This is a genomic window from Mycobacterium asiaticum (genome assembly GCF_001673315.1).
In the GTDB taxonomy this organism is placed as follows: domain Bacteria; phylum Actinomycetota; class Actinomycetes; order Mycobacteriales; family Mycobacteriaceae; genus Mycobacterium; species Mycobacterium asiaticum_B.
The window spans coordinates 140,862-157,086 of record NZ_LZLQ01000124.1; the positions used below are offsets into that span (position 1 = coordinate 140,862).

Here is a 16,225-nt window from a genome sequence, read left to right on the forward strand (position 1 = left end):
CCGTGTCCGGTGACGGGAAGACCGTTGGTGTAGCGGTACTCGGGTTGGGTGTGGTCGGCAGCGAAGTCGTGCGCATCATCGAAGAGAGTGCCGACGATCTGGCGGGGCGTATCGGTGCCCGACTGGAATTGCGTGGCGTCGGGGTGCGCCGCGTCGCCGACGACCGTGGCGTACCGATCGACTTGCTGACCGACGGCATCGACGAACTCGTCTCGCGCGACGACGTCGACATCGTCGTGGAAGTGATGGGCCCCGTGGAACCGGCCCGCAAAGCCATCCTTTCGGCACTCAAACACGGCAAGTCCGTCGTGACGGCGAACAAGGCGTTGATGTCGGTCGCCAGTGGGGAATTGGCGGCGGCGGCCGAAAGCGAAGCCGTCGACCTGTATTTCGAAGCCGCGGTGGCGGGTGCCATTCCGGTCATCCGCCCGCTGACCCAGTCGCTGGCCGGGGACACGGTGTTGCGGGTCGCCGGCATTGTCAATGGCACCACCAACTACATCCTGTCGGCGATGGGCAGCACCGGCGCCGATTACGACAGTGCGCTGGCCGACGCGGGCGCGCTGGGGTACGCCGAGGCGGACCCGACCGCCGACGTCGAAGGTTATGACGCCGCGGCCAAGGCGGCGATCCTGGCGTCCATCGCGTTCCACACCCGGGTGACCGCCGACGACGTGTACCGCGAGGGCATCACCAAGATCACCCCGGCGGATTTCCAATCCGCCAAGTCGCTGGGGTGCACCATCAAACTGCTGTCTATTTGTGAGCGGATCACCACCGATGAAGGGCAGCAACGGGTTTCGGCTCGCGTCTACCCGGCGTTGGTGCCCCTGTCGCATCCCCTCGCCTCGGTCAACGGGGCGTTCAATGCGGTGGTGGTCGAGGCCGCGGCGGCCGGTCGGTTGATGTTCTACGGACAGGGCGCGGGCGGTGCGCCCACCGCCTCGGCGGTAACCGGTGACCTGGTGATGGCTGCGCGCAACCGGGTGCTGGGCAGCCGCGGGCCCCGAGAGTCGAGGTACGCCCAATTGCCGGTGGCACCAATGGGTTTCATCGCTACCCGCTACTACGTCAGCATGAACGTGGCCGACAAGCCGGGCGTGTTGTCCGCGGTGGCAGCCGAATTCGGCAAGCGCGAGGTGAGCATCGCCGAGGTCCGCCAGGAAGGCGTGGTGGACCAGGGCGGTCAACGGGTCGGTGCCCGAATTGTGGTGGTCACCCACCAGGCAACCGACGCCGCGCTGTCGGAGACCGTGGAGGCGCTGGCCGACTTGGATGTGGTGCAGGGCGTGGAAAGCGTGCTGCGACTGGAAGGAACCGACTTATGAACGCGCCGCGGACGGCCGTGCATCAGCCCTGGCTCGGCCTGATCGCCGCGTACCGGGACCGGTTACCGGTAGGCGACGACTGGACCCCGGTGACCCTGTTCGAAGGCGGCACGCCCCTGATTCCGGCACCGCGCCTGTCCGAGAAGACCGGCTGCACTATCCATCTCAAGGTCGAGGGCCTCAACCCCACCGGCTCCTTCAAGGACCGGGGGATGACGATGGCCGTCACCGACGCCCTTGCGCGCGGGCAGCAGGCAGTGTTGTGCGCGTCGACCGGAAATACCTCCGCGTCCGCCGCCGCTTACGCCGCCCGGGCCGGGATCACCTGCGCCGTACTGATTCCGCAGGGCAAGATCGCAATGGGAAAGCTGGCGCAGGCGGTCATGCACGGCGCCAAGATCATCCAGATCGACGGCAACTTCGACGACTGTCTGGAACTGGCCCGCAAGATGACCGCTGATTTCCCGACGATCTCGTTGGTCAACTCGGTCAACCCGGTGCGTATCGAGGGGCAGAAGACGGCGGCTTTCGAGATCGTCGATGCGCTCGGTACCGCGCCCGACGTTCATGCGTTGCCGGTCGGCAATGCCGGCAACATCACCGCCTACTGGAAGGGCTACACCGAGTACCACCGCGACGGGCTGATCGACACCCTGCCTCGCATGCTGGGCACGCAGGCGGCCGGTGCGGCTCCTTTGGTGCACGGGGCACCGGTACCGAATCCGGAAACCATCGCCACCGCGATCCGCATCGGCGCTCCGGCGTCGTGGACCGCGGCGGTCGAGGCACAGCAGCAATCCAACGGGCGGTTCCTGGCCGCTACCGACGAGGAGATTCTGGCCGCTTACCACCTGGTTGCCAGTGCCGAAGGGGTGTTCGTCGAGCCCGCGTCGGCGGCGAGCATCGCCGGACTGCTCAAGTCGATCGACGACGGTTGGGTGGAGCGGGGTTCTACGGTGGTCTGCACAGTCACCGGTAACGGACTCAAAGATCCCGACACCGCGCTCAAGGACATGCCGCAAGTGTCCCCGCTGCCAGTCGACCCGGTCCTGGTCGTCGAGCAGCTAGGCCTGGAATAGTGACGTTGGGGGCGGTCCTTCCTGCCGGGCTGGTGGCCAGCGCGGTGGTGTCGGCGTCCAGCGCCAATCTCGGCCCGGGATTCGACAGTCTCGGCCTTGCCTTGAGTCTGTGCGACGAGATCGTCGTGGAGACAACGAATTCCGGCTTGAAAGTGATAGTCGAGGGAGAGGGCGCGGGCCAGGTGCCACTTGGCCCCGAGCACCTGGTGGTGCGCGCCATCCAGCGCGGGCTGGATGCCGTGGGCTTACAGGTCGGCGGGTTGGTGGTCCGGTGCCGCAACGACGTCCCGCATTCCCGCGGTCTCGGTTCCTCGGCGGCGGCAGTAGTGAGCGGCCTGGCTGTCGTCAATGGCCTTGTCGTGCAGATGGATTCGACTCCGCTAAGTGACGCCCAGCTGATCCAGCTGGCCTCGGAGTTCGAAGGTCATCCGGACAACGCCGCGGCCGCCGTGTTGGGCGGGGCGGTGGTTTCCTGGGTCGATCATCGCAGCGGCCGGCCCGATTACAGGGCGGTTCCGTTGCGCCTGCATCGCGACATTCATTTGTTCGCTGCGATCCCCGAGGAGCGGTCGTTGACCGCCGAGACGCGGGTGCTGCTGCCCGCGGAGATCAGTCACGAAAACGCGCGGTTCAATATCAGCCGTGCCGCGTTGCTGGTGGTCGCGCTCACCGAGCGCCCCGACCTGTTGATGGCCGCGACCGAGGATGTGCTGCATCAACCCCAACGTGCACCGGCGATGCCGCCTTCGGCGGAATATTTGGCGCTGCTGCGGCGTCTTGATATAGCGACGGCACTATCCGGGGCTGGTCCTTCGCTGATCGTGCTCAGTACCGAGCCGGAACTGCCCGTCGAAGCGGTGGAATATGGGACCGCGAATGGATTCGCCATCAAGAAGATGACTGCCGGCGACGGAGTTCGCTGGAAGCCGGGAGTGACCGTCTCCGGTTGATCCACAGCGTGGCCGGTGGGGTTGCTTGCTTCCCGCCAGGAAGCGGGTTATCCTCGGAGCCGTCCAGCAATTGCAGCATCTGCATCTGCAAAACTGCGTTGACGCTAGGACAAACACCAATTCTTCTCGGACTTCGTCGCAGATCCTGGCGACCACCGTTTCAGAGTCGACTATTGGACGCACTCGGCGAATCGCCTGATTGCTTGTCCAATGCAGGAATCCCCGATTGACGTGATCACCGGGGCAAGAAAGGAAATCCGTGACTGATACGGACCTCATCACGGCTGGCGAAAGCACCGACAACGGAAACCCGTCGGGCGCCGTAACTGCTAGCACTTCTGATGTCTCAGATGACGTCTCAGGTGGTGTCTCTAATGATGTCTCTAAGGCCAAAACCAATGCGCCGACAGGCTCGCTGACCACCATGGTGCTGCCCGAACTTCGCGCGCTGGCCACTCAGGCCGGCGTCAAGGGGACGTCGGGGATGCGCAAGAACGAACTCATAGCCGCGATTCGGGAAATCCGGGGACAGGCCAACGGCAAGTCGGGCGGCGACGCGCCGGCTCAAGACGCGGTCAAAGCCGATGTCCCGGCCCAGAACGAGCCTGCTGTTCAGCCCGCCCAGGAGTCCGCCACCCAGGAGTCCGCCCCGCAGCAGACCGCTGCGCAGGAACCTGCGGCGCAGGAACCTGCCGCGCAGCAGCCCGCTGCGCAGGAAGGGCAGAACGCCGCACCCAACGACACACCTCGCCGGGAGCGACGTAGCGCCAATCGGCAGGCCGGTGCAGCCGATTCGGGCAAGGGTGAGACCACCGAGGGCTCCGGCAAGGCCGACGAGCCGCAAAAGGGTGACCGGGAGCGCAAGAACGAGCGCGAAACCAAGAACGACGAGCGCTCGGCCGACTCCGGTAACGACGCGGGCTCAGACCAGCAAGGCGGCGGTGGCCAGCGCGGCGGCTCGAACCAGCAGGACGATGACGGAGAGGGTCGCGGGGGCCGGCGTGGCCGCCGATTCCGAGACCGCAGGCGCCGGGGTGAGCGGACCGGCGAAGGTGGCGGCGGCGACACCGAACTGCGTGAGGACGACGTCGTCCAGCCCGTGGCCGGCATCCTCGACGTCCTGGACAACTACGCCTTCGTGCGCACCTCCGGTTACCTCGCGGGCCCGCACGACGTGTACGTCTCGATGAACATGGTGCGCAAGAACGGCCTGCGCCGCGGAGACGCGGTAACCGGTGCCGTCCGGGTGCCCAAGGACGGTGAACAGCCCAATCAGCGGCAGAAATTCAACCCGCTGGTACGGCTGGACAGCGTCAACGGCGGACCGGTCGAGGACGTCAAGAAGCGCCCTGATTTCCAGAAGCTGACGCCGTTGTACCCAAACCAACGGCTGCGTCTGGAGACCACTCCTGACCGGCTGACCACCCGCGTCATCGACCTGATCATGCCGATCGGCAAGGGACAGCGCGCGCTGATCGTGTCGCCGCCCAAGGCTGGTAAGACAACCATCCTGCAGGACATCGCGAACGCGATAACCCGCAACAATCCCGAATGCCACCTCATGGTCGTGCTCGTCGACGAGCGGCCTGAAGAGGTCACCGACATGACCCGATCGGTCAAGGGTGAGGTCATCGCCTCGACCTTCGACCGGCCGCCGTCAGACCACACCTCGGTGGCGGAGCTGGCCATCGAGCGCGCCAAGCGACTGGTGGAGCAGGGCAAGGACGTCGTGGTGCTGCTGGACTCGATCACCCGGTTGGGCCGCGCGTATAACAACGCGTCGCCGGCCTCGGGCCGCATCCTGTCCGGCGGTGTCGACTCGACTGCGCTGTACCCGCCCAAGCGCTTCCTGGGTGCCGCCCGCAACATCGAGGAAGGCGGGTCGCTGACCATCATCGCGACCGCCATGGTCGAGACCGGCTCCACCGGTGACACGGTCATCTTCGAGGAGTTCAAGGGCACCGGTAACGCCGAACTCAAGCTCGACCGCAAGATCTCGGAACGACGCGTGTTCCCCGCGGTCGACGTCAACCCCTCGGGCACCCGTAAGGACGAGCTGTTGCTCTCGCCCGACGAGTTCGGCATCGTGCACAAGTTGCGGCGCGTGCTGTCGGGGCTGGACTCGCATCAGGCCATCGACCTGCTGATGTCGCAGCTGCGCAAGACGAAGACGAACTACGAATTCCTGGTGCAGGTGTCCAAGACGACACCGGGCAGCATGGACGGGGACTAGCGGGGACTAGCTCGCACCGGAATAGCAGCGCGCCTCCCGCTGTTTGGGTAGGCAGTAGTTGACCTGGCATAATGGGCGCGCGACTAGCGAAGAGGACAGCATGAAAACTGACATTCATCCCGCTTACGAGGAGACCACCGTCGTCTGCGGTTGTGGGAATTCTTTCACCACCCGCAGCACCAAGCCGGGTGGCCGGATCGTGGCCGAGGTCTGCTCGCAATGCCACCCGTTCTATACCGGCAAGCAGAAGATTCTCGACAGCGGTGGCCGGGTGGCTCGCTTCGAGAAGCGTTACGGCAAGCGCAAGGCCGGAGCGGACCAGGCTGCCGAGACTGGTCAAGCCGACAAATAGCCCGCTTTCCGACGCCCGAACTGTGCATCATCCGCACGGGCCGGGCGTCGGTTCGCGTTTAGGCGCAAGCTCGCAGTAGGGAGGTGACCATGACGCCGCCGGTGCAGACAATTGACGTCCTGCTCGCCGAGCACGCGGAGCTCGAGCAGGCGCTGGCCGACCCCGACCTGCACAGCAAACCCGACGAAGCGCGCAAAGTCGGGCGTCGCTTTGCCCGGCTGGCTCCGATCGTGGCCACCCACCGCAAGTTGGTGTCCGCCCGCGAAGACCTGGAGACCGCGCGGGAGCTGTCCGCCGATGACGACTCATTCATCGACGAGGTCACCGAGCTGCAAGCCAGGGTCGCCGAGTTGGACGACCAACTCACCGACATGCTGGCTCCGCGCGACCCGCACGACGCCGACGACATCCTGCTGGAGGTCAAGTCCGGTGAGGGCGGCGAAGAGTCGGCGTTGTTCGCCGCGGACCTGGCCCGGATGTACATCCGCTACGCCGAGCGGCACGGCTGGACGGTGACGGTACTGGGTGAAACCACTTCGGATCTCGGCGGCTATAAAGATGCCACCTTGGCCATTGCCAGCAAAGGTGATTCGGTCGACGGGGTCTGGTCGCGAATGAAATTCGAGGGCGGGGTGCACCGCGTGCAGCGGGTGCCGGTAACGGAATCTCAAGGGCGCGTGCATACTTCGGCTGCCGGCGTGCTGGTGTATCCGGAACCTGAAGAGGTCGGCGAGGTGCAGATCGACGAATCGGATCTGCGCATCGACGTCTACCGCTCCTCAGGTAAGGGCGGGCAGGGCGTTAATACCACCGACTCCGCGGTGCGGATCACCCACTTGCCCACCGGGATTGTGGTCACCTGCCAGAACGAGCGGTCGCAGCTGCAGAACAAGACCCGCGCGTTGCAGGTGTTGGCGGCTCGCCTGCAGGTCCTGGCCGAAGAGCAAGCGCTCGCCGACGCGTCGGCCGACCGCGCCAGCCAGATCCGCACGGTGGACCGTAGTGAGCGCATCCGGACGTACAACTTCCCCGAGAACCGAATCACCGATCACCGAATCGGATTCAAGTCGCACAATCTCGATCAGGTGCTCGACGGCGACCTGGATGCCCTCTTCGATGCGTTGAGCGAAGCCGACAAACAGTCCCGGCTCCAACAAGCGACATGACCGCGCTCCGGCAGGCGATCGACTCCGCTGCGGCGCTCCTCGCTGAGGCGGGAATCGATTCGGCCCGCTACGATGCCGAACAGTTGGCAGCGCATGTGGCCGGTACCGATCGCGGCCGACTGGTCGCGTTCGATCCGCCGGCCGATGAATTCTTCGATCGTTACCGCGAATTCGTCGCCAAGCGTTCGCAGCGGATCCCGTTGCAGCATCTCGTCGGGACCACGGCTTTTGGTCCGGCGTTGTTGCACGTCGGCCCGGGCGTGTTCATTCCGCGCCCGGAAACCGAGGCGATCCTGGAATGGGCTATGGCGCAACCTCTTCCGTCACGGCCCTGCATCGTTGATGTGTGCACCGGATCGGGTGCTCTGGCGGTGACGCTGGCCCGGCATTGGCCCGCCGCCCGCGTCATCGGCATCGATGATTCCCCAGCGGCCCTGGATTACGCGCGTCGCAACACCGCGGGCACCGGCGTCGAACTGATATCCGCCGACGTGCGCACGCCGGGCCTGCTCGCGGAACTCGACGCTCAGGTCGATCTCCTGGTCGCCAACCCACCTTACGTTCCCGACCATGCCGTCCTGGAACCCGAAGTAGCTCAACATGATCCGGCGCACGCAGTGTTTGGTGGACCTGATGGAATGGCGGTGATTCCCACCGTTGCGGGGCTCGCCGGGCGGTGGCTGCGTCCTGGTGGATCATTCGCCGTGGAGCACGATGACAGCACTTCGGCACTGACTGTGAATTCCGTTGCCGAAACAGGGCTTTTCGACGACATCGTGGCCCGCAACGACCTGGCCGGACGGCCACGGTTCGTGACGGCCAGGAGGAGCGGCGCGGGTGACTGACATCTTCGACTGTGCCGACCCCGACCAGCGGGCCCGTGGAATCACTGCTGCGATAGGGGCGCTCAAGGCCGGCCGGCTGGTGGTCATGCCGACGGACACCGTCTATGGCATCGGTGCCGACGCCTTTGACCGCACCGCGGTGGATGCGCTGTTGTCGGCCAAGGGGCGTGGCCGCGACATGCCGGTGGGCGTGCTGGTCGGCTCCTGGCACACGATCGAGGGCTTGGTGTACGGAATGCCCGACGGCGCGCGCGATCTGATCCGCGCTTTCTGGCCGGGGGCGCTCAGCCTGGTCGTGACGCAGGCGCCGTCACTGGGCTGGGATCTCGGGGACGCACACGGCACCGTGATGCTGCGCATGCCGCTGCACCCGGTCGCCATCGAGTTGCTGCGCGAGGTTGGTCCCATGGCGGTGTCCAGCGCCAATGTCTCCGGCCAGCCTGCCGCGGTCGACGCCGGCGAGGCGCATCGTCAACTGGGCGACCTCGTCGACGTCTACCTCGACGGAGGACCCGCCGCGCAGCAGAGCGCGTCGACGATCGTCGATCTGACCGGCAACACTGTCCGCATCCTGCGTGCGGGGCCGGTGAGCGCCGAACGGGTCGCCGAGGTGCTGGGCGTGGACGCGGCCAGCCTGACCGAGTGACCCTGTATCGCATGTGGGGGCGATGTCCCCACGCTCGGCCAAAGGCGGCCAACGTTCTCACAGGCTCGTGAAGTACGGTCTCGAGGTGTCCAGCGACATGACCAGCCTGGCCGGTGGTTTGCTCGCCTTGTCGGATCGCAGCGCCGGCGTCCCACTGCGTGAGCTCGCCCTGGTCGGGTTGACCGCAGCGATCATCACCTATTTCGCAACGGGGCCGGTGCGCGTGTTGGCCACCCGGCTGGGCGCTGTCGCCTATCCGCGCGAGCGCGATGTGCACGTGACGCCCACCCCGCGGATGGGCGGGCTCGCGATGTTCCTGGGCGTGGCCTCCGCGGTCTTCCTGGCCTCCCAACTCCCAGCTCTGACGCGCGGTTTCGTCTATTCCACCGGCATGCCCGCGGTGCTGGTTGCCGGGGCGGTGATCATGGGCATCGGCCTGATCGACGACCGCTGGGGCCTGGACGCGCTGACCAAATTCGCCGGTCAGATCACCGCCGCCAGTGTGCTGGTCACCATGGGTGTGGCGTGGAGCGTCCTGTACATCCCGGTGGGCGGGGTCGGCACCATCGTGCTGGATCAGGCGTCCTCGATTCTGCTCACGCTGGCGTTGACCGTTTCGATCGTCAACGCGATGAATTTCGTCGACGGACTCGACGGCTTGGCCGCCGGACTGGGACTGATCACCGCACTGGCGATCTGCATGTTCTCGGTTGGTCTACTCCGCGACCACGGCGGTGACGTGCTGTACTACCCGCCCGCGGTGATCTCGGTGGTGCTGGCCGGTGCCTGCCTGGGGTTCCTGCCGCACAACTTTCACCGGGCCCGGATCTTCATGGGCGATTCCGGTTCGATGCTGGTCGGGCTGATGCTCGCCGCGGCGTCCACTACCGCCGCCGGCCCGATTTCCCAGAACGCCTACGGGGCTCGTGACGTGTTTGCTCTGTTGTCACCGTTCCTGCTGGTGGTCGCCGTCATGTTCGTCCCGATGCTTGACCTGCTGCTGGCGATCGTCCGCCGCACCCGCGCCGGGCGCAGCGCATTCAGTCCCGACAAAATGCACCTGCACCACCGGCTACTGCAGATCGGCCACTCGCATCGCCGCGTCGTCCTGCTGATCTACCTGTGGGTGGGCATCGTGGCGTTCGGTGCGGCGAGCACCATATTTTTCGACCCGAGCCACACCGCCGCGGTGATGCTGGGCGCCATCGTCGTGGCGGGCGTCGCGACCGCCATCCCGTTGCTGCGCCGCCGCAACGAGGACTACGACGATGGGTAGTAGGTGCGTCGTTCCTATGGTACGGTCCTGGTAGAGCCCCGAATTAAACCTCGCGGGTTGCCGGCCCCCCGGCCCGTTGGAAGCGTATGCAGCCGTGCCGAATGACGACCGACACAGGGAGCTACCCCTTGGGTGATTCCAGCGCGAACCCTTGCGATACGCTCGGCGGGCCACAGATCAGAGTGATGTGGTTCACGCATCCAGACCACGGGATTGAGGTGCTGCAGTGACGACACCAGCGCAAGACGCGCCGTTGGTGTTTCCCGCTGTTGCGTTCCGGCCCGTTCGGCTGTTCGTCATCAGCATTGCCGTCACAGCGGTGGTGACCGCGATCGCCGCCTACACCGGCCACCCCGTCGTCGGCGCATTCTTCGGCGTCGGGCTGCTGCTGGGTTTGCTCAACGCCTTGCTGGTGCGCCGCTCGGTGGAGTCGATCACCGCGCGTGACCATCCGCTGAAGAGATCGATGGCGATAAACTCCGCGTCGCGCGTAGCGCTTATCACCATCCTGGCGCTGGTCATCGCTTTCATCTTTCGGCCCGAGGGGTTGGGCGTGGTATTCGGTTTAGCGATATTTCAGGTGCTGCTGGTGGCATCGACTGCGCTTCCGGTGTGGAAGAAGCTGCGGACAGGAGCGCCAAGTGGGCTTGAGACCGGACCGGGTGGGGTATTGACCGGATCGGAAGGGATGGAAGAAAGGGGCACCGGTGATGACTGAGTCGCTTCTGGCGGCGGCCCAGATCGAGGTCGGTGAGCACCATGAGGCCACTTGGCTCGGTCTGACGGTAAACACCGACACGATCTACTCGACTGCGATCGCTGCGGTGATCGTGCTCGCGCTGGCGTTCTGGCTGAAGTCGAAAGTCACCTCGACCGACGTACCGGGTGGGGTGCAACTGTTCTTCGAGGCAGTCACCATTCAGATGCGCAACCAGGTTGAAAGCGCGATCGGGATGCGTATCGCCCCATTCGTGCTGCCGCTGGCGGTGACGATCTTCGTCTTCATCCTGATCTCCAACTGGCTCTCGGTCCTCCCGTTGCAGTACAAGGACGGCGAGAAGCCGACCGAAGCACTCTCCGCGGCGGCATCGGATATCAACTACGTGCTGGCGCTGGCCCTATTTGTCTTCGTTTGCTACCACGCGGCCGGCATCTGGCGTCGCGGCATCATCGGTCATCCGCTCAGGGTGCTCAAGGGGCACGTCGCCATCTTGGCGCCGATCAACGTCGTCGAGGAACTGGCCAAGCCGATCTCGCTGTCCCTGCGACTTTTCGGCAACATCTTCGCCGGCGGCATCCTGGTCGCATTGATCGCGATGTTCCCGCCCTATATCTTGTGGCTGCCTAATGCCATCTGGAAATCGTTCGACTTGTTCGTCGGGGCGATCCAGGCATTCATTTTCGCCCTGCTGACAGTCCTGTACTTCAGCCAATCCATGGAACTGGACGAAGACCACCACTAGAAAATCCTGGTAGACCACTACCAGTTATCAAGGAGGATAAATAATGGCAGCAGCTCCCGAAATCCTGCAGGGTGCCCTTATCGGCGGTGGGCTCATCATGGCCGGCGGCGCGATCGGTGCAGGTATCGGTGACGGTATCGCTGGTAACGCGCTGATCGCTGGAGTTGCGCGGCAACCCGAGGCGCAGGGACGGTTGTTCACGCCGTTCTTCATCACCGTCGGTCTGGTTGAGGCGGCCTACTTCATCAACTTGGCGTTCATGGCGCTGTTCGTCTTCGCCACTCCGGGTGCCCAGTAAATCACTGTGATGGGTCCTGAAGGCGAAGTCCGCCTTCTCGCTTCGGCTGTTGATCTCGTAGCGGAAGGCCAGAAGAACTTCCTTATCCCGAACGGCACGTTCTTCTTCGTGCTGGCCATCTTCTTGGTCGTGCTCGGTGTCATCAGCAAATGGGTCGTGCCGCCCATCCTGCGGGTGCTGCGGGAACGCGATGCGATGGTCGCCAAAACGCAGACCGACACCAAAAAAGCGAGCGAGCAATTCGCTGCTGCCGAGTCCGACTACGAAGAGGCCCTGAAGGAAGCTCGGCTCGAGGCGGGATCGTTCCGCGACAATGCCCGGACCGAGGGCCGCAAGACCGTCGAGGACGCACGCTCCCGGGCCGAGCAGCAGGTGGCAGAGACGTTGGCCCAGGCCAACGAACAATTGAAGCGGGAGAGGGACGCCGTCGAAATGGATCTGCGTGCCAACGTGGGTGCCATGTCGGCCACGCTGGCCAGCCGGATCCTCGGAGTTGACGTCGCTCCTTCCGCTGCGACTTCAAAAGCGACCGGATAACCACTTATATGTCGACATTTATCGGACAGCTGATCGGGTTTGCGGGCATCGTGCTGCTGGTCTGGCGGTACGTCGTGCCGCCGGTACGCAGAATGATGACGGACCGGCAAGAGATGGTCCGCCAGCAATTGGAAGACTCGGACAAGGCGGCCAGGCGCCTCACCGAGTCGACGACGGCGCACAGCAGGGCCGTGGAGTCGGCTAAGGAAGAGTCCGAGCGTCTCGTAGAAGAGGCCAAGGGCGACTCCGAACGCATCGCCGAGCAGATGAAGGCGCAAGCGGATTCCGAAGCGGAACGCATCAAGGCGCAGGGAGTTCGCCAGACGGAATTACTGCGGGCGCAACTCACCCGCCAACTCCGGCTGGAGCTGGGCCACGAATCCGTGCGTCAGGCGCGGGACTTGGTGCGCAGCTTTGTCGCTGACGACGAGCAGCGGTCCGCCACGGTCGATCGCTTCCTCGACGAACTCGACGAGATGGCACCGGAAGAGGCCGACGTCGAGTACCCGGTGCTGGCAAAGATGCGGTCGTCGAGCCGCGAGGCGCTGGGCAACCTGGTGGACCGGTTCGACACGGTGGCCAAGGATCTGGACAACGACGCACTGAAGACGGTGGCCGACGAATTGGTGTCGGTGGCCCAGCTGCTCAATCGCGAAGTCGTGGTCACCCGGTACCTCACTGTCCCATCGGACGATTCGCAGCCCCGGGTCAAGCTGCTCGAACGCCTGCTGGACGGCAAGGTCGGCGATGCCACCCTCGACGTGCTGCGCACCGCGGTCGCTGAGCGGTGGTCGGCCAACGCGGATCTGGTCGACGCCACCGAACATGTCTCGCGACAGGCGTTGCTGGCAATAGCCGAACGCGACAACGAGGTCGACGAAGTCGAAGACCAGCTGTTCCGCATCTCCCGCATCATCGACGCGCAACCGCGGCTCGGCGTCCTATTGGGCGACCACACCAGACCTGTCGAGGGTCGGGTCGGCTTGCTGAGCAAAGTCGTCGACAGCGCGAGCGGTCGGATCAATCCGGTTGCGGCGGCGCTGCTTTCGCACACGATCGAACTGTTGCGGGGCAGCCAGACCGCCGACGAAGCTCTGAAGCTGCTGGCTGAGGTTGCGGTGGCGCGCCGTGGCGAGGTTGTCGCAAAAGTCAGTGCCGCGGCCGAACTCAGTGACGCGCAGCGCACGCGGGTGATCGAAGTGCTGAGCCGCATCTATGGTCACCCGGTGACGGTTCAGTTACACGTCGACAGCGAACTCCTCGGAGGCCTCATGATCTCGGTGGGTGACGAGGTGATCGACGGCACCCTCAAATCTCGATTGGCCGCTGCCGAGGCTCAGTTGCCCGACTGACACGACGCCGGACTCCAGCACGAACTAGTCATCACAACCCCGAAGTAGGAAGACGAAAAGCCATGGCCGAGTTGACAATCTCCGCTGATGACATCCAGAGCGCGATCGAAGAGTACGTAGAATCCTTTAGCTCGGACACCTCTCGAGAAGAGGTCGGCACCGTGGTCGACGCCGGTGACGGTATCGCGCACGTCGAGGGTTTGCCGTCGGTCATGACCCAGGAGCTGCTCGAGTTCTCCGGCGGAGTTTTGGGCGTCGCCCTCAACTTGGACGAGCACAGCATCGGCGCCGTCATCCTCGGTGACTTCGAGCAGCTCGAGCAGGGCCAGCAGGTCAAGCGCACCGGCGAGGTGCTGTCCGTGCCCGTCGGCGACGGCTACCTGGGTCGGGTGATCGATCCGCTAGGGCGCCCGATCGACGGCGGCGGTGACATCGAGACCGACGAGCGCCGCGCACTGGAACTGCAGGCGCCGTCGGTGGTGCAGCGTCAGGGCGTGAAGGAGCCGCTGCAGACCGGCATCAAGGCCGTCGACGCGATGACCCCCATCGGCCGGGGCCAGCGCCAGCTCATCATCGGTGACCGCAAGACCGGCAAGACCGCAGTGTGCGTCGACACCATCCTCAACCAGCGACAGAACTGGGAGAGCGGGGACGAGAAGAAGCAGGTGCGCTGCGTGTACGTGGCCATCGGGCAGAAGGGCACCACGATCGCCGCCGTCCGCCAAGCCCTGGAAGAGGGCGGCGCGATGGACTACACCACCATCGTCGCGGCCCCCGCTTCGGACTCCGCCGGATTCAAATGGCTTGCGCCGTACACGGGTTCGGCGATCGCCCAGCACTGGATGTACGACGGCAAGCATGTCCTGATCATCTTCGACGACTTGACCAAGCACGCCGACGCATACCGCGCGATCTCGCTGCTGCTGCGCCGCCCGCCCGGCCGCGAAGCGTTCCCCGGCGACGTGTTCTATCTGCACTCCCGGCTGTTGGAGCGTTGCGCGAAGCTCTCCGACGATCTCGGTGGCGGCTCGCTGACCGGCCTGCCGGTGATCGAGACGAAGGCCAATGACATCTCGGCCTACATCCCGACCAACGTCATCTCCATCACCGACGGCCAGTGCTTCCTGGAGTCCGACCTGTTCAACCAGGGCGTCCGGCCGGCAATCAACGTCGGTGCCTCGGTGTCCCGAGTCGGCGGCGCGGCACAGATCAAGGCGATGAAGGAGGTGGCCGGCTCGCTGCGTCTGGATCTGTCGCAGTACCGCGAGCTGGAATCGTTCGCCGCCTTCGCATCCGACCTGGACGACACGTCCAAGAAGCAGTTGGCGCGTGGCGAGCGGTTGGTCGAACTGCTCAAGCAGCAGCAATTCCAGCCGATGCCCGTTGAGGAGCAGGTGATTTCGATTTTCCTGGGTACGGGCGGTCACCTGGACTCGGTGCCGGTCGAAGACGTCAAGCGTTTCGAGGCCGAACTTCTGGACCACGTGCGGGCTTCGGAGGAGGGTTTCCTCGAGCAGCTGCGTAAGAGCCAGAAGATGGGCGAAGAGGACGAAGACAAGCTGACCGACATCATCAACCACTTCAAGAAGGGCTTTGCCGCCAGCGATGGCGAGTCGGTGGTGCGCGACGAGCACGTCGAGGCCATGGACGAAGACGAAGTGGGCAAGGAGTCGGTACAGGTCAAGAAGGAAAAGCCGAAGGACAAGGACTCGAAGAAGAAGGATTCCGGCGGGTCCAAGAAGTCCGGAGATGCCAAGAAGGACAAGAAGTAGCTAACAATGGCTGCCACACTCCGCGAACTACGGTCGAGGATCCGCTCGGCCGGGTCGATCAAGAAGATCACCAAGGCTCAGGAGCTGATCGCGACCTCGCGCATCGGCAAGGCGCAGACCAGGCTGAACGCCGCCCGGCCTTACACCTTGCAGATCACCAGCATGCTCTACACGCTGTCCGCCGAGGCCGCTCTGGACCATCCGTTGCTGGTCGAGCGAGAAAACCCCAAACGAGCCGGGGTGCTGGTGCTCTCGTCCGACCGCGGCTTGTGCGGTGCGTACAACTCCAGCATCTTCCGTCGCGCCGAGGAACTCTTTTCGCTGCTGCGGGAAGAAGGAAAGCAACCCATCATCTACACGGTGGGCCGAAAAGCTCAGAACTACTTCACGTTTCGGAACTGGGACATTGTCGAGTCGTGGTCAGGCTTTTCCGAGCAACCTCAGGTGGAGAACGCTTCGGAGATCAGCGAGGCTCTGGTCGATGCGTTCATGAAGGGCGCCGGCGAGGACGATGACGGCGAGTCGAATGACGTCCAGGGCGTCGACGAATTGCACATCGTGTACTCCGAATTCAAGTCGATGATGTCCCAGACGGCGGTCGCCCACCGGATGGCTCCGTTGGTGGTTGAGTACGTCGAGGAAGACACCGGTCCGAGCACGCTGTATTCGTTCGAACCCGATGCGACCACGTTGTTCGACGCACTGCTGCCGCGGTATATCACCACCCGCGTGTATGCGGCGCTCTTGGAATCGGCTGCATCGGAGTTGGCTTCGCGCCAGCGCGCGATGAAGTCGGCCACCGACAACGCCGATGACCTCATCAAAGACCTGACGCTGCAAGCCAACCGCGAGCGGCAAGCCCAAATCACCCAAGAGATCAGCGAAATCGTCGGTGGCGCGAACGCGCTCGCCGACGCCGCCAAGTAGT

At 64.6% G+C, this 16,225-nt stretch carries 16 protein-coding genes; all 16 read left to right on the forward strand.

What is annotated here, in order from left to right:
- Nucleotides 1-2 precede the first annotated feature (2 nt).
- Complete coding sequence (locus A5636_RS19690; RefSeq protein ID WP_065160303.1) at nt 3-1,328, forward strand: homoserine dehydrogenase; 1,326 nt, start codon at nt 3-5, stop codon at nt 1,326-1,328.
- Complete coding sequence (gene thrC / locus A5636_RS19695; RefSeq protein ID WP_065160304.1) at nt 1,325-2,407, forward strand: threonine synthase; 1,083 nt, start codon at nt 1,325-1,327, stop codon at nt 2,405-2,407. Before A5636_RS19690 ends, thrC begins: the two co-directional genes overlap by 4 nt.
- Before the next feature lie 5 nt (nt 2,408-2,412).
- Entirely contained in the window at nt 2,413-3,357 is a 945-nt protein-coding gene (gene thrB / locus A5636_RS19700; protein WP_437339847.1) for a homoserine kinase, read from the forward strand.
- A 259-nt stretch (nt 3,358-3,616) separates the two neighbouring features.
- A complete protein-coding gene (rho, locus tag A5636_RS19705) occupies nt 3,617-5,590 on the forward strand; it encodes a transcription termination factor Rho (RefSeq protein WP_065160306.1) in 1,974 nt (657 codons plus the stop codon).
- Nucleotides 5,591-5,690: 100 nt separating this feature from the next.
- Complete coding sequence (gene rpmE / locus A5636_RS19710) at nt 5,691-5,942, forward strand: 50S ribosomal protein L31 (protein ID WP_065160307.1); 252 nt, start codon at nt 5,691-5,693, stop codon at nt 5,940-5,942.
- An 89-nt stretch (nt 5,943-6,031) separates the two neighbouring features.
- Nucleotides 6,032-7,108 (forward strand): peptide chain release factor 1, encoded by a 1,077-nt coding sequence (gene prfA, locus A5636_RS19715; protein WP_065160421.1) that lies wholly within the window; start codon nt 6,032-6,034, stop codon nt 7,106-7,108.
- Nucleotides 7,105-7,953 carry a peptide chain release factor N(5)-glutamine methyltransferase gene (gene prmC, locus A5636_RS19720; RefSeq protein WP_065160308.1) on the forward strand — a complete coding sequence of 283 codons (849 nt, stop codon included), beginning with the start codon at nt 7,105-7,107 and terminating at the stop codon, nt 7,951-7,953. Before prfA ends, prmC begins: the two co-directional genes overlap by 4 nt.
- Nucleotides 7,946-8,599 (forward strand): L-threonylcarbamoyladenylate synthase, encoded by a 654-nt coding sequence (locus tag A5636_RS19725; RefSeq protein WP_065160309.1) that lies wholly within the window; start codon nt 7,946-7,948, stop codon nt 8,597-8,599. The genes prmC and A5636_RS19725 overlap by 8 nt, the downstream gene beginning before the upstream one ends.
- 67 nt (nt 8,600-8,666) lie before the next feature.
- The gene (gene rfe, locus A5636_RS19730) at nt 8,667-9,875 is read left to right on the forward strand and encodes a UDP-N-acetylglucosamine--decaprenyl-phosphate N-acetylglucosaminephosphotransferase (RefSeq protein ID WP_155763909.1); all 1,209 of its coding nucleotides are present in this window, start codon (nt 8,667-8,669) and stop codon (nt 9,873-9,875) included.
- Nucleotides 9,876-10,101: 226 nt separating this feature from the next.
- Complete coding sequence (locus tag A5636_RS19735; protein ID WP_065160310.1) at nt 10,102-10,593, forward strand: ATP synthase subunit I; 492 nt, start codon at nt 10,102-10,104, stop codon at nt 10,591-10,593.
- The gene (atpB, locus tag A5636_RS19740; RefSeq protein ID WP_065160423.1) at nt 10,586-11,338 is read left to right on the forward strand and encodes a F0F1 ATP synthase subunit A; all 753 of its coding nucleotides are present in this window, start codon (nt 10,586-10,588) and stop codon (nt 11,336-11,338) included. The genes A5636_RS19735 and atpB overlap by 8 nt, the downstream gene beginning before the upstream one ends.
- A 43-nt stretch (nt 11,339-11,381) precedes the next feature.
- Nucleotides 11,382-11,636 (forward strand): F0F1 ATP synthase subunit C, encoded by a 255-nt coding sequence (locus A5636_RS19745; RefSeq protein ID WP_065160311.1) that lies wholly within the window; start codon nt 11,382-11,384, stop codon nt 11,634-11,636.
- A gap of 9 nt (nt 11,637-11,645) precedes the next feature.
- Nucleotides 11,646-12,173 carry a F0F1 ATP synthase subunit B gene (locus A5636_RS19750; RefSeq protein WP_065160312.1) on the forward strand — a complete coding sequence of 176 codons (528 nt, stop codon included), beginning with the start codon at nt 11,646-11,648 and terminating at the stop codon, nt 12,171-12,173.
- 8 nt (nt 12,174-12,181) lie between these two features.
- Nucleotides 12,182-13,525 carry a F0F1 ATP synthase subunit B/delta gene (locus A5636_RS19755; protein WP_065160313.1) on the forward strand — a complete coding sequence of 448 codons (1,344 nt, stop codon included), beginning with the start codon at nt 12,182-12,184 and terminating at the stop codon, nt 13,523-13,525.
- A gap of 62 nt (nt 13,526-13,587) precedes the next feature.
- On the forward strand, nt 13,588-15,297 hold the full coding sequence (gene atpA / locus A5636_RS19760) for a F0F1 ATP synthase subunit alpha (protein ID WP_065160314.1): 1,710 nt from the start codon (nt 13,588-13,590) through the stop codon (nt 15,295-15,297).
- A gap of 6 nt (nt 15,298-15,303) precedes the next feature.
- On the forward strand, nt 15,304-16,224 hold the full coding sequence (locus tag A5636_RS19765; RefSeq protein ID WP_065160315.1) for a F0F1 ATP synthase subunit gamma: 921 nt from the start codon (nt 15,304-15,306) through the stop codon (nt 16,222-16,224).
- Nucleotide 16,225: the final 1 nt, after the last annotated feature.

What these genes read in the sequence shown, in the direction of transcription:
- thrC (WP_065160304.1), top strand. Translation starts at nt 1,325, where the DNA reads ATGAACGCGCCGCGGACGGCCGTGCATCAGCCCTGGCTCGGCCTGATC.
- rpmE (WP_065160307.1), top strand. Translation starts at nt 5,691, where the DNA reads ATGAAAACTGACATTCATCCCGCTTACGAGGAGACCACCGTCGTCTGC.
- prfA (WP_065160421.1), top strand. Translation starts at nt 6,032, where the DNA reads ATGACGCCGCCGGTGCAGACAATTGACGTCCTGCTCGCCGAGCACGCG.
- prmC (WP_065160308.1), top strand. Translation starts at nt 7,105, where the DNA reads ATGACCGCGCTCCGGCAGGCGATCGACTCCGCTGCGGCGCTCCTCGCT.
- atpB (WP_065160423.1), top strand. Translation starts at nt 10,586, where the DNA reads ATGACTGAGTCGCTTCTGGCGGCGGCCCAGATCGAGGTCGGTGAGCAC.
- A5636_RS19745 (WP_065160311.1), top strand. Translation starts at nt 11,382, where the DNA reads ATGGCAGCAGCTCCCGAAATCCTGCAGGGTGCCCTTATCGGCGGTGGG.
- A5636_RS19750 (WP_065160312.1), top strand. Translation starts at nt 11,646, where the DNA reads ATGGGTCCTGAAGGCGAAGTCCGCCTTCTCGCTTCGGCTGTTGATCTC.
- A5636_RS19755 (WP_065160313.1), top strand. Translation starts at nt 12,182, where the DNA reads ATGTCGACATTTATCGGACAGCTGATCGGGTTTGCGGGCATCGTGCTG.
- atpA (WP_065160314.1), top strand. Translation starts at nt 13,588, where the DNA reads ATGGCCGAGTTGACAATCTCCGCTGATGACATCCAGAGCGCGATCGAA.
- A5636_RS19765 (WP_065160315.1), top strand. Translation starts at nt 15,304, where the DNA reads ATGGCTGCCACACTCCGCGAACTACGGTCGAGGATCCGCTCGGCCGGG.